The 13,184-nt window shown below is 73.0% G+C and carries 11 protein-coding genes and 1 tRNA gene; 4 read left to right on the top strand and 8 right to left on the bottom strand.

All coding sequences use genetic code 11. The features are described 5' to 3' along the window. Positions 1–18: 18 nt before the first annotated feature. Positions 19–2,139: a hypothetical protein gene (locus ACWGSR_RS14620; RefSeq protein ID WP_453566566.1), complete on the bottom strand. Its 2,121-nt coding sequence runs from the start codon at positions 2,137–2,139 to the stop codon at positions 19–21. Positions 2,140–2,527: 388 nt separating this feature from the next. Between ACWGSR_RS14620 and ACWGSR_RS14615 the strand changes: the two genes are divergently transcribed. Continuing rightward, positions 2,528–2,603 (top strand) — tRNA-Arg (locus tag ACWGSR_RS14615). A 2-nt stretch (positions 2,604–2,605) separates the two neighbouring features. On the opposite strand, the gene ACWGSR_RS14610 is transcribed toward ACWGSR_RS14615, so the two are convergent. From ACWGSR_RS14610 to ACWGSR_RS14580, 7 genes are all read right to left on the bottom strand, one after another. Continuing rightward, positions 2,606–2,809, bottom strand: a complete 204-nt coding sequence (locus tag ACWGSR_RS14610) for a hypothetical protein (RefSeq protein WP_453566564.1) — start codon at positions 2,807–2,809, stop codon at positions 2,606–2,608. 94 nt (positions 2,810–2,903) lie between these two features. Beyond that, a complete protein-coding gene (locus ACWGSR_RS14605; RefSeq protein ID WP_376240384.1) occupies positions 2,904–3,407 on the bottom strand; it encodes a DUF1269 domain-containing protein in 504 nt (167 codons plus the stop codon). 33 nt (positions 3,408–3,440) lie between these two features. Next, positions 3,441–4,091: a hypothetical protein gene (locus ACWGSR_RS14600; protein ID WP_453566562.1), complete on the bottom strand. Its 651-nt coding sequence runs from the start codon at positions 4,089–4,091 to the stop codon at positions 3,441–3,443. Between the two features lie 14 nt (positions 4,092–4,105). Beyond that, a complete protein-coding gene (locus ACWGSR_RS14595) occupies positions 4,106–5,200 on the bottom strand; it encodes a baeRF3 domain-containing protein (protein WP_376240389.1) in 1,095 nt (364 codons plus the stop codon). 180 nt (positions 5,201–5,380) lie between these two features. Then, complete coding sequence (locus ACWGSR_RS14590; RefSeq protein WP_453566560.1) at positions 5,381–5,914, bottom strand: DUF1269 domain-containing protein; 534 nt, start codon at positions 5,912–5,914, stop codon at positions 5,381–5,383. Between the two features lie 213 nt (positions 5,915–6,127). After that, positions 6,128–8,140, bottom strand: coding sequence for an MFS transporter (locus ACWGSR_RS14585; protein WP_453566558.1), 2,013 nt, complete (start codon positions 8,138–8,140; stop codon positions 6,128–6,130). Between the two features lie 206 nt (positions 8,141–8,346). Further along, entirely contained in the window at positions 8,347–10,821 is a 2,475-nt protein-coding gene (locus ACWGSR_RS14580; protein ID WP_453566556.1) for a serine hydrolase, read from the bottom strand. Positions 10,822–10,983: 162 nt separating this feature from the next. Between ACWGSR_RS14580 and ACWGSR_RS14575 the strand changes: the two genes are divergently transcribed. From ACWGSR_RS14575 to ACWGSR_RS14565, 3 genes are all read left to right on the top strand, one after another. Further along, positions 10,984–11,682, top strand: coding sequence for a GOLPH3/VPS74 family protein (locus ACWGSR_RS14575; RefSeq protein ID WP_030219076.1), 699 nt, complete (start codon positions 10,984–10,986; stop codon positions 11,680–11,682). A 211-nt stretch (positions 11,683–11,893) separates the two neighbouring features. Further along, on the top strand, positions 11,894–12,754 hold the full coding sequence (locus tag ACWGSR_RS14570) for a helix-turn-helix domain-containing protein (protein WP_383155157.1): 861 nt from the start codon (positions 11,894–11,896) through the stop codon (positions 12,752–12,754). Between the two features lie 189 nt (positions 12,755–12,943). After that, positions 12,944–13,153 (top strand): DUF397 domain-containing protein, encoded by a 210-nt coding sequence (locus ACWGSR_RS14565; RefSeq protein WP_453566553.1) that lies wholly within the window; start codon positions 12,944–12,946, stop codon positions 13,151–13,153. The last annotated feature ends 31 nt before the right edge of the window (positions 13,154–13,184 follow it).

Here is a 13,184-nt window from a genome sequence, read left to right as displayed (position 1 = left end):
CGGCGGCGGTTCGGGAGGTCAACCGAGGGCGGACGGGACATCGAGCACGATGCCGGACGGGACGAGGTCGGTCACGTACCGCCGGAGGGACTCCTCCTCGTCCCCGTTCTCCGCCAGGAGGACCAACGGGCCGCCGGGCCAGACCGGTCGCCCTCCGGTCCAGGCGACGGCGAAGGCGGGGTCCTCCGGGAGGCTCCGTATCTCCAGGGTCCCTTCCGGGGGCAGGGAGGCCGCCGCCGGCAGCGTGTCCATGACCGCCGTCGGCCGCTCCGCCCCCGGCTCGAAGAGGACCAGGAGGAACGTCGTGTCCCCGGGCTCCTCGCCGGACGGCGGGAGGAGGAGGTAGTCGAAGTCCCGCCCCCGCCCCTGCCGCACCGCGCGCAGCAGCCGGTGCAGGACCCGCCCGGTGGAGACCGCGCACCACACCAGGCGGGCGAGCGCCACGACCACGACCGCGCCGCTCACCCACAGGCCGCGACCGAGGCCGGGGTCGCCCGCGATCCGGGCGGCGGACGGCCCGTCGACGGCGTACTCGACCTCGACGGTCGTCCCCTCGGCCGGGGCGGAGCCCCCGTACTGGACGTCCGTCACGATCCGGCGGCCGTCCGGCACGTCGAAGCGGACCTCCACCGCGCCGGGCAGCAGCCAGGGCTCCAGCGCGAACTCCTCGTGGAGGTACTGGACCGTGGCGGTCGCCCGCTCCGTGCGGCCCGTGGCCTGCTGGTAGGCCGTCCCCCACCACCATCCCGACCACAGCGCGGCGGCGGCGAGGGCGACCAGGGCGCCCCAGGCGACGCCCGACGCGAGGACGATGCGGCGCAACACGGGCGAACGCCACCAGGGCCCGGTGCCGGGGTCGGGCTCCGGTCGGAGCTCCTTGCCGCCGCCCCCGAGGTCCTTCCTCTCGTGGAGCAGCCGGGCCACGGCGGCGAGCCGGGACCGGTCGAGCACGTCGGCGGTGTCGGCGGTGTCGGCCACGATCACGTCCCCGACTTCGGCCCCGGCCCCGCCCTCGTCCCCGTCCCGGAAAACGCTCACGGGGACGAGGGGCCGGGCCCGGCGCGCCCGGCGGGAGCGCAGAACGGCCCCCAGGAGGGCGGCGCCGAGGACGACGGCGGTGAGGATCCCGAGGGCGACCGGGGTGAAGTCCCGGTCGAACGCCTCGCCGCGCAGGGGCCACGGCAGGGCACTGATCTCCAGGACGTCCCCGCGGGACACCCCGTCGCAGTCGACCTCGGCGGTGTACCGGCTCCCGTCCCACGGATCGGCCCAGGCGACCGCGCAGCCGTACGCGGTGGTGGCGGTGACCTCGGCGCGCACCGGCTGTCCGAACCCGTACGCCAGCGCCAGCAGGCCCAGGCCGGCGAGGCCGAGCGCTCCGGCGGCCCAGCTCCACCAGGGCACCGCCACCCGGCGCGCCGGACGGGCCGGTGCGGGCCCGCCGCCGTGCCGCAGGTGCTCCCGGAGCAGCCGCAGCCGGCGCGCGCCGGTCCGCGACGCGGCGAGGACGCCCGCCGCTCCGGCGAGGCCCAAGGCGGAGGCGCCGAAGACCGTCAGGTGCAGGACGTCCAGGTCGGCCGCCTCGCCGCGCACCGGCCAGGGCCGGGCGCTGATCCGCAGCGGGTCCCCGGCCTTCTCACCCTCGTAGCAGTCCACGCGCGCGTGCCGGGTGAGGGACGGGTCCCAGGGGTCCTGCCAGACCACCCGGCACATGCCGTCCCGCGCGCCGGTCACCTCGGCGGTGACCTCGCGCCCCAGGCCGAAGGTGTGGACGCCGACGAGCCCCAGGACGAACGCGCCGCCGAGCAGGAGGGCGGCGAGGTGGGGCACGCGGACACGATGCCACCGGGCGACCCGAAGCCCGTCGCCCTCGCCCGTGTCGTCCCGGGCGGTGAGGGCCCCGGTGACGACCTCGACGGCCGGCCGGTCGACGGTGATCGTGAGGACGTCCCCGGCGCCCGGCACCTCGTACACCACGACACCGCGGCGCACGAACGACTGCCGCCGGAACCCGCCCGTGCCGAGCGGTACGACGTCCTTGACGCGCCCGCCCCAGGGGACCGCGAGGACGGCGAAGTCCTCGGAGACGAAGTGGGCCGGAAGGCCGGCCCGGCCGGGCAGCCAGAGATCCCCCCGCACGGCCGGAGCGTCACCGCCCGACCGCCAGGCCACCTCGGCCGGGACCCCGACGGCCCGCCCCCCGAGAACGGCCCGCCGAAGGGCCCGGGTCCGCACCGCCGCCCAGAGAACCGGCACTCCTCCGGCGAGAAGACCGCACACCAGCACAAGAAGGAAGTTCACGGGCACACTCTCGACCGACGGAAAGAACGCGAACAGGGCGTCCCCCGGCAGGATCACACACCCGAACCCGCACGCCTCGGGCAGCCCACCCCCACCGGAAACCCCAGGTGACACCCCTTCCCCCCACGCCCGCACGAACGGGGGCGACCTCCACGACCCCCATCCGCTACGCTGTCAGCGGTCGGTCGACCTCCGGGCCCATCCCGGGAAGGCACGACGGATCCCCGCCTTCGTAGCTCAGGGGATAGAGCACCGCTCTCCTAAAGCGGGTGTCGCAGGTTCGAATCCTGCCGGGGGCACCAGTTCAGAAGGGGCCACCTCCGGATTTTCGGAGGTGGCCCCTTCTGATGCCCACGGCCGTCGAGGAAAGTTCAGCGGCGCAGCGCCATGATGACGTCAAGGACTCGCAGAGCTCGAAGTTCACGCCGTCCCGGCCGAAGCGGTCGAGCCGGACCGTCATGGCGGCGGCGAGCGCGACGGGGAACCGGCGGTCGTCCTGCGAGGTCATGCGGACAAGGTGGCGATCGGTCCGGGAGCGGCAGCCCTGCCGCGCCCCGTCCCGCGGCCCGGTCTTCCGCGCGACCGGGCCGGGCGACAGTACGTCAGGCCGTCTCCGGCCCCTCCCCCGTCAGCTGCTCCGAGAGCTCCCGTTCGCTCTGCTCCGAGAGGGAGGTCTTCAGTACGGCGCCGCCGAAGGGCTCCATCGCGGCGGCGAAGCGGTCCTCCGTGATCTTGGAGGCCATGATCACGACGGCGGCCGAACCCGGGGCGAGGAGGTCGCTGACCTTCTGGCGGAAGCCGCGGTCGACGCCCATCTGGTTCAGCTTGCCGATGAGGCCGCCCAGGGCCGCGCCCACCACACCGATGCCGGGGGTGAGGACGATCATGCCGAGGACCAGGCCCCAGAGCGCTCCGGCCGTGGCCGAGAGTGCGATCTCCTCGGTCTTCGCCGGGGTGTCCACATGGGTTTCGCCGTCCTGGTCGACCCGGACGACGGCGAGGCCCTTCAGCTCGACCACGTGGTCGTCGCGGAGCTGCTGGACCGCCTTGAAGGCCTTGCGGGCCACGGCGTGGTCGTCGTAGCCGATGACGATGAGTTCGGACATGCGGGTCTCCTCCGTACGGGGGGCGGTGGCGGCTCAGTACCTCTGCGCCTTGGTGAGTCTCGGCGTCAGCACCGGTTCGGCCGGCCGCCTGCTGATGACCAGGGGCTGTTCCCGCTCGCCCGGCGCGAGGTCCTCGGCCCCGACGAACTGCGTCTCGACCACCTTCCCCGACGGGTCGAGGAAGTCGACCTGGGCCGCGTAGGACGCCTCCTCGTCCGTCTTGTTGGTGATGGTGACGACCACGGTGAGCAGGTTGTTCGTCTCGGCCCTCGGCTTGCCCGTCATTGCGACCTCGTTCAGGGCGTTCCCCCGGCCCTGCACGCCCTTCAGCGCGTTCTCGGCCTGCTTGCGGGAACGTTCCGTCTCGGCGCCGATCGACGACGCCCGTTCGGACTCCCGCGCGGACGCCGAGGCCGCCGCCGACGACGCCGACTCGCGCGCGGCGGAGGCCGCCGACTCCGCCGCCGAGGCGAGGGCGGAGGGGGCGCCGCCGGAGAACGAGGCCGTGTCGGGGGCCGTGGGCGCGTCGCTGAACGTCGGGGAGCCCCCCTCGTCCCCGCCCGAGTCGCAGGAGACGAGGCCGGCCGCGCCGAGCGCGGTGACGACGACGGCGACGGCGGCGCCCGCCGCCCGGGTGCGGAGCCGCCTTCCGGCGGCGGTGCGGGACGGTGGTGCGGTGTTCATGAGGCCTCCGGGGGTCAGTAGCGCAGTACGGCGGCGACGCGGGCGGCGTCGGCCAGGGAGTCGTCCCGCACGAACCGCACCTCCGCCCCGGTCTCCAGGGCCTGTTCGACGATCTCGTCCACGATGTCGTCGCGGGCGTCGAGGTCGGAGGCCTCCGCCGGTTCCAGGTGGTCGCCGTAGTCCCGTACGACCGTCCGGTAGTGCTCCTCGACGGCGAGCAGGTGGATCCGGCCCTCCTTCGCCGCCCGCCACACCTCGTCGAGGCCGCCCGCGTACTCCCGCCGGCCCCGGGCCGCGTCCAGCTCGGCCAGGACGGTGGTCGTCAGGGCCGCCTCGTGGGCCGCGGTCAGCGGCTCCACCGCCTTCCGCACGGCCTCTGCGGGCCCGTGCCCCAGGCCGCCCTGCCGGACCGGGGTCGTCCCCTGCGGCAGGGCTCCGGTCTCCTCCAGGAGGGAGACGGCGGGCGCCTCGCCGACCACGTACAGCGGACGCGGCTCGGAGGCGAGGACGGCCCGCAGCGCCTGGTGCGCGTCGCGGAAGAAGGCGCGCGTGTCCTCGTCCTGGAAGGTGCTCGGCACGTCCCCGACGCGCTCCTCGCGCTCCACGTCCTGGGGCTCCAGGCTCCGCGTGAACGGGAAGCCGTCCCCCGTGTGCTCGACGGTCCGCTCCGGCCCGCCGCTCCACAGCGAGACCCGGTCGGCGGCCACGGTCAGCGCCCAGTACGGGCGTTCGGCGGCCTGCGCGGCGACGAGGTTGCGGGTGAGGAAGGTGTCCGCGAGGACCACCCGCTCCGGCACCTCCCGGGCCACCGTCCACACCTGGTGCTCGCCGGGCGCCACGAAGACCACCAGGCCGTCCTCCGCGTGCACGAGGTCGATCTCGGCGGCGGCCCGTTCCAGCTGGTCGAGGACGTCCGCGCGCCGCTCCCGCGTCACGGCCGGATCCTCCTCCAGGGCCTTCTCGGCCCGCGCGAGGAGGTTGCGCAGCCGTACGGGGTCCTGGGAGCTGTCCGGTTCGCGGCGGTGCGTCGGCATCACGAGCGACACGGCGGGGTACGGGCGGGGCCGGCGCAGCTTGGCGAGCGCGTCGGTGCTGAGCGCGGGGTGCATGGGGGGCCTTTCGGGTGGGGGTGGGGGTGGGAGGGGGTGGGGCCGGGGGCCGCGGGGGTACGGGACGGGCCCCCGCGTGTGTGCCGGGACGAGGCCCCGCGTGTGTGCCGGGGCGGGTCCCCGCGCACGTACGGGACGGGGCCCGGGTCCGTGTGGGTCGCGGCGCGGCGGGATCCCGGTCTACGGGGCCGCGTCGGGGACGTGGACGGGGCCCGGGCCGTCCGGGCCGATCGGGCCCGTGAGCTGTTCGGACAGTTCCCGCTCGTCCTCGTCGCTGAGCGAGGTCTTCAGGAGCGTGCCGCCGTGCGGCTGCATCGCCGTCGTGAACTTGTCGTCCGTGATCTTCGAGGCCATGATCACGACCGCCGCCGAGCCCGGCTTCAGCAGATCGCCCACCTGCTCGCGGAAGCGGTCGTCGACGCCCGACTTGGCGAGCCTGCCGACCAGGCCGCCCAGGGCCGCGCCCGTCACGAGCCCGACGCCGGGCAGCAGGAACAGGATCCCGAAGATCGCTCCCCACAGGGCGCCCGTGGCGGCGGTGGAGGCGACGACGCGGCTGGAGGTGTCGACGTGGGTGCGCCCGTCGGTGTCGACCGAGACCGTCGCGAGCCCGTTCAGGCGCACGACGTGGTCCCGTTGCAGGTCCTGCACCGTGCCGAGGGCCCGCTCGGCCTCGGCGGGTTCGTCGTAGCCGATGACGATGAGCTCGGACATCCCTGTCCACCTCCAGAAGGCGCCGTGCGGGGCGCCACGGTCCACGCACCGACATCCTTGTCCGGGATGTCCGTTTCCGCGACTCGGTGGAGGCGGTCGGGGGCCCTGCGGGGGTGTCCGGAGACGTGGCCGAAAGGAGGCCCGGGTCTACGGGCGGCTCAGCGCAGCTCCTCCGGGCAGGCCGTGCCCCGGAGGCCCGGGTCTACCGGCGGCTCAGCGCAGCTCCTCCGGGCAGGCCGTGCCCCGGGAGAAGTTGTACGGGGAGCCCAGGCGGTAGACGCCCGCCTTCGGCGCGACCAGCTCGGTCCACTCGTCGCCCTGCGCGTCCGCCTCCGTCCGGAAGAGGCAGCCCTCCTCGTTGGCGAAGACCTTGGGGAGTTCGGTCTCCGACTCCTCGCGGGCCGCCTTCGACTCCTCGGTCTCCTGCGGAGGCGCGATCTTGCCGCCGTTCTCGTCCATGAGGGCGAGCCACGGCGAGTACGGCACGCGGATGAGGACCCGGCCGGGGCTGCCGACCCGGATCACGACCTCGTTCGCCGCCACGCTCTCGACCCGGGCGGGCGGCTCCGCCAGCGGGGTCGGGTCCGCGACCTCGTACAGGCGCCAGTTCTCGTCCGACCAGACCTGCTCCAGGTACGGCAGGCCCTTGTCGACCAGCTCCGCCTCCCGCTCGGCGCCGGAGTCGGGGGCGCCGGTCGGCAGGACCACGAAGTGGACGGCCCAGCGGTCGAGCCAGTCCTGGTAGTTCACGGCGTTGAGGGTGTCGTCGTAGAAGAGCGGGTTGCGCTCCATGTCGGCCTGCCGGTTCCAGCCCCGCGCCAGGTTGATGTACGGGCTGAGCGCGGAGGACTCGCGGTGGCTGGAGGCCGGCACGACCTCGACGCGCGCCTTGCCCGCACCCCGCACCTGGAGCTGGTTGACCAGCGGCGCCAGCTCGCGCGCCCAGGAGGCGTCCGGGGCGGTGCGGATGATGTCGTCGACGCCCTTGAAGCCGATCCAGAAGTTCAGCCCCGCGAAGGCGAGCAGCAGCGCGTACCAGCGGCGCGAGCGCGGCGCGGTGTACGGCAGGGCGGCGAGCAGCACGACCCCGGCGAAGAGCATCGGGAGCCGCGAGATGTTCGAGCCGATCTGGGAGTCGATCGCCCAGGTCAGGAAGGTGCCCACCGTGTACACGGCGGCGGCGGTGCGGACCGTCCGCCAGTCCTTCGGCACCAGGAGGAAGATCAGGATCCCGAAGATCATCGGCAGCGCGGCCGAGCCGAAGGCCATCGGCTGCGTGCCCGAGAAGGGGAAGAGCCAGGAGGAGAGGGCGACCACGACCACCGGGGCGAGACCGAGGGCGTACGCGCCGGGGCGCCGCTTGTTGAGGAAGAGCGCCGCCGCCGCCACCCCGAGGAAGAGCCCGGCGACCGGGCTGCACGCGGTCGCGAGCCCGGCGAGCGGGGCGGCGACCACCGCCTTGGCCCAGCGCTTGCGGCGCCAGCGGTGCGGCCAGCAGAAGACGGCGGCGACCGCGCCGACCGCGAACAGCATGCCGAGGCCGAAGGTCACCCGGCCCGACAGGGCGTTGCAGAGGAAGGCGAAGACGCCCGCGACCGCGCAGGCCATCGGATTGCGGACCGCCCGCACCCGCACCAGGATCAGCGCGGTCAGCGCGGCCGACAGGGTCCCGGTGATCATCATCGTGGTGCGGACGCCGAGCACCGACATCAGGTACGGCGAGACGACGCTGTACGAGACCGGGTGCATCCCGCCGTACCAGGCGAGGTTGTACGCGGAGTCCGGGTGCCGTCCGACGAACTCGGCCCACGCGTCCTGCGCGGCCAGGTCCCCGCCGCTGTTCGCGAAGAGGAAGAACCAGAGGACGTGGGTGAGGGCGGCAAGCCCGGTGGCCACCATGACGGTGTGGCGGCGCTTCCGCCGCCGGGCCGGAACGATCGCTTCCGGGGCGGGCCGCTGCGCCGGAAGCGGTATTCGCGAGAGCGAAGGGGTCGCGGGTCCGGCGGCGGCGAGGGGGGCTCCAGCGGCCGGGCCGGGGTCGGTGCGGGTGCCGGCGGCGCCGGGCTCCGCGCCCGTGGAGGAGCCGGAGAACGACCCCGCGGAAGAGCCGGAGGACGACCCCGTGGAGGGTCCGGAGGACGACTCGGAGGAGACGGAGGGACCGGGGAGCGGGTCGGGCGGGGAGGAATCCGCGCGGTCGGCGCGTGTCGGCTCGGCGGTGGTCACTGCGGCCCTTTCCCGTACGTCCCGTCTCGCTCCGCGCGGGGGTCCACGCGCGCTTCTCGTCCCCCGGAAACGCTAACAGCAGGACGCCCCGGAGAACCGGGGCGTCCGGCCGGGCGGGTGCTTCCCGGCCACCCGCCGCCGTTCCGTGCTTCCGTTCCGCGCCGCTGTGCGCGCGGTCGTTCCGCGTCGCCGTCCGTTCCGGGCGGTCAGCCCACGCGGGTCAGCTTCTTGTCGAAGCCCGGCTCCGCCAGGTCGGCCTGGAGGGCCACCGGGGAACTGACCCTGCCCGTGCCCGTGCCGATCGACACCTGGCCGACGACGTCGCCCGCCTTGCCGCTGTGCGGAACGGCCTTGCCGCCGTCGGTGAGCTCCAGCTTCACCTCCAGGCCCGGCCAGCCGACCGCCTTGAGCTCCTTGGTGGCGACGACCGGGGTCTTGCCGCCGAGGCCGTCGTCGACGTAGCCGAGGACCTGGCCCTTGCGGACCACGGGGGCCGAGGTCACGTCCTTCTGCGCCTGCTTGATCAGCTCGTAGCTGTAGTCGATGGAGAGCTGGAGCTTCTGGCCCAGGTACTTGGCGTTCTTGGCGCCCATCACGATGCCGAGGACCCGGCGGTTCTCACCGTCGACGACGGTGTTCGCCGACCAGAGCAGGTTGCCGCCGGCCGGGGTGGAGGAACCGGTCTTGATGCCGCCCACACCCGGCTTCAGCAGGATGTTGTTGTTGTTCTCGATCCGCCCGGGGATGCCCTCGACGGTTACGTTCGGCATGTTCACGATCTCGCGGAACACGTCGTACTGCATGACCGCCTTCGCCAGCTTCAGCTGGTCCTGCGGGGTCGAGACCGTGCTGTCGAGCAGGCCGGACGGGTCCGTGTACGTGGACTGGGTCATGCCCAGGTCCTTGGCGGCGGCGTTCATCTTCTCGACGAACGCGGCCTCGGAACCGGCGTCCCAGCGGGCGAGCAGCCGGGCCACGTTGTTGGCGGAGGGGATCATCAGGAGCTGGAGCAGCTCCTTCTGCGAGTAGGTCTGGCCCTCCTCGACCGCCGCGGTCGACTCGTGCTCCGCCTTGCCCTGGTCGGCGGCCTTCTTGTCGATCTCGATCTCGGGGCCGGTCTGCTTCCCCTTGAGCGGGTGGTCGCGGAGGATCACGTACGCCGTCATCGTCTTGGTGACGGAGGCGATCGGGGCCGGCTTCTGCGGCCCGTACGTGCCCATGGAGCCGACGCCCTCGACCTCGACGGCGCCCTGCCCCTCGCCGGGCCACGGCATCTTCAGCGCGCCGCCCTCGAAGGTGAAGGCCGGCGCGGCGGAGAGCTTCAGGGCGGGCGCGGGCAGCGGGCGGACCATCTGCGCGATCGCGAAGACGATCAGGAGGAGCAGGACCAGCGGGGTCCAGATCCGGACCCGGCGCAGGGTCGTCCGCAGCGGGCTCGGCGGCGGGGGCGGGGTGTTCGTCAGCTCGGCGAGCAGGTCGAGCGGAGGGAGCGGCGGCAGCGGCTGCTGCCGGGTCCGCTCCGGCTCGGCGAGCGCCGGCGGGGCGGGGGCGGGCGCGGGCGCGGCGGGCGCGGCTGCTTCGGCGGCTTCGGCGGCGGCCTCGGCCTCGGGCGCCTTCCGCTCGGCCGGGATGTCGGGCCGCAGCGGCAGGAAGGTGCTGGTGCGCTCGCTGTCGGGGTCCACGCGGGCACCGGCGCCCGCCGGACCGGCCGGAAGCTTCAGGGCGGTCGTCGGCTGGTCCACCGGCGGCCGGATCATCTTGAACATGGCCGTCGGCTGGTCGACGGGCTTCTCGTCCTTGGAGGGGTCGTCGACGTCCTCGGCGCCCTCGGCGTCTTCGACGTCCTCGGCGCTTCCGGAGGCCGAGGAACCCTTGGAACCCTTGGAACCCTTGGATTCCTTCGGGTCCTTCGAGTCCTCGGCGGGCTCCGGGGCCCTCTCCGGCTCGGGCGTCGTACCGGCGGACGGCTTCCGGGCGGCGAACCAGGAGTCGACGGGCGCCTCGCCCTTGGACTCCTCGGGGGCGTCTTCGGCGTCCTCGGTGTCCTCGGCGTCCTCGGCGGACGCGTCGGCCTTCACGGGCTCGGCGGGCCCGGCGGCCTCCTCGTCCGGCTCGCCCGCGTCCACGGCACCGTCCACGGGCTCCTCGCCCGACTCGGGCTCGCCGTCGGCCTCGGGCTCGTCAGCGGTCTCGGCGGTCGTGGCGGCCTCCGGGGCCTCCTCGGGCTCGGCGGGCTCCTCCGGGGCCTTCCCGGGCTCCTCCGCCGCCGTGGCGACCCACGCCGCCACGGCCGCCTTGAGCCGCTCGCTCTCCGGCTCCGGCTCGGACCCCGACTCCGCTCCGGACTCCGTCCGCGCATCCGCCCCGGGCTCCGGCTTCGGCTCGGACTTGGACTCCGCCTCCGCATCCGACTCCGGCTCGGCGGCCCCCTTCGGGTCGTCGTCCCCCGACGTGCGCGGGACCAGGTTCTTGAAGACGGCGGTCGGCTGGTCGACCCGTACCGGCGTGTCCGAGGGCTCCGACGAGGCCGGGGCCGAAGCCGGCGAGGGCTCTGACTCCCGGAGCACGGAAAGCCGCGGATCCCGGCCGCCCCCGCCCGAGGCCGCCGCCGTGTCCGACGACCCCTGCTGCTCCGCCTTGTCGGGGGACTCGCCCGCCACCGTGCCTCCTCCATGCGTCATGCGTACGTCCGAACCGTGTACCAGTGTCCTGTGTGAACCCCTTGGCCCCCGTGCTAGACGAGAACGACATACCTACCGGTTCCCGGATGAACCACTCGGGTGCTCTCGACAGATGAATGTGAGAGGGGTCACCCTGTCATTCATCCACGCGGGGAGGCATGGATGGGCAGGAGCCGCAGAACCATTCCGGAGGAGCTTCTGCTGCTCGCTCTGGACCCGACCACGGGTACCACAGCGCAGCCGCAGTCGCTCGACCTCGGCCTGGCCGGAGCACAGCTAGTGGAGCTGGCACTGGCAGGCCGGATAGCCCCTGACGGGGATCGTATCGCCGTGGTGATGCCACGGCCGACCGGAGATCCGACACTGGACTCCGCACTGGAGCTGCTGCGCAGGCGCGGCAGCCCGGTCCGGGCCGTCCACTGGATAGGCGGGCCCCGACTGGGGCTCCGTCAGACGTATCTCTCGCATCTGGAGCGATGCGGCATGGTGCATGCCGTGGAGGGCCAGATGTGCGGGGTGTTGCCGACGACTCGCTACCAGGCGACGGACACGGCGATCAGTCGGGAGATCCGTGCCCGGCTGGACAGTGCGATCCGCACCGGCGTACCGCCGGACCCGCGGACCGCGGCGCTTGCCGCGCTGGCCCATGCGGTCGGTCTCGGGAAGCACCTCTACCCCGGCAACGAAGGAAGGTCGTCGCGGTCCCGGCTGCGCGACCTGATCCGGCACGACCCGATGGGCGGACTCGTGGCGCACGCCGTGATGGACGTCCAGAACGGCGCGGGGGCGCAACCGCGCCGAAGCGCCCAGGGCGTTCCGGCACAGCCGCGCGGCGGAATGGCCCGCGCGGCGGCGCACTGAGCACACCCACCGGGCATACGAACCATCCCGGGAGCCGCACAAGCGTGCGGGGCGGTCAGGACGGCCGCCCCGCACGCGCGCGCGTCGAACCGTGATGTTCGCGGGCGCACACGTTGTTGTCATTTCCCAGCGCACACCGCGTCTTTGGTGGCAGTCTGCCAAGCGTTAGGTACTCACAGCTACGCAGCAGACAGCCGGAGGTGCAGTTTCCGTGGCGTCCAACGTCAACCCCACCGTCAGGCGACGCCGATTGGGCCAGGAGCTGCGCAAGCTCCGGGAGGCGAAGAACATGACGGCCGAGCAGGTCGCCGAGCGCCTCCTCGTCTCCCAGTCCAAGATCAGCCGGCTGGAGAACGGCCGTCGTTCCATCAGCCAGCGTGACGTCCGCGACCTGTGCGGCGTGTACGAGGTCGAGGACGAGCGCATGGTCGAATCCCTCATGCAGATGGCCAAGGACTCGCGCCAGCAGGGCTGGTGGCACGCCTTCGGCGACATCCCGTACAGCGTCTACATCGGTCTGGAGACGGACGCGGCGTCGTTGCGCGTCTACGAGTCGCTCATCGTTCCCGGTCTGCTGCAGACGCAGGAGTACGCGCAGGCGGTGATCGAGGGCATGTGGCCGGAGGCCACGCCCAGCGAGATCGACAAGCGCATCCAGATCCGGCTGAAGCGGCAGGACCGTCTCTCCGATCCGGTCAACCCGCTGCGATTCTGGGCCGTCATCGACGAGGCCCTGCTGCGCCGCGTCGTCGGCGACGCGAAGATCATGGCCGATCAGCTGCGGCTCCTCGCCGAGCTGAGCGAGAAGCCGCACGTGACGATCCAGGTGCTGCCGTACGACGTCGGCGCCCACCCCGGGATGTACGGGAAGTTCGCCATCCTGGAGTTCCAGGAGGCCATGGACGCCAGCGTCGTCTACCTGGAGGGCGTCACCAGCGACCTCTACCTGGAGAAGGCGATCGACGTCCAGAGCTACGCGGTGATGTACGAGCACCTCAGGGCGAAGGCGTTGAGTGCCGAGCAGTCGCGGGAGTTCATCCTGCGCGTGGCCGGGGAACTGCAGGCGAAGTAGCCCAGATCGAGGAACGGGCAAGGTACATCACCACGCCACCACCGCAAAGACCTCAATGGAATATGCCACCCGAATGAGTGAACGCGTCCCGTCGCTCCTGATGTTGCGGCGTAGCGTCGGCGCAGAGCCGCTGTTCCAGCGGCTGGAGCGCACATCACTCACCCCACTGGCACAACCATCGGAGTCACGATGCTGTTTCGGCACGACGCGCTGGCGGAATGGACCAAGTCCTCGTACTCGGCCGTCAATGGCGACTGCGTAGAGGTCAAGGTGCAGGAGCACCTCCTGGTTCGCGTCCGGGACTCGAAGGACGTCGCCCGTACGAACCTCGGATTCTCCACCGGGGCTTGGACGGAATTCGTCCTCGACGTCGCCGAGCGCGACCGCCCCGGCGTCTGACATCCGGGCGGTCGCCCCCTGTCGGACGCAC

This window comes from Streptomyces sp. NPDC055632 (assembly GCF_053618675.1).
The sequence above is the reverse complement of the archived record's forward strand: the minus strand, read 5'-3'. Positions and strand labels throughout refer to the sequence as shown.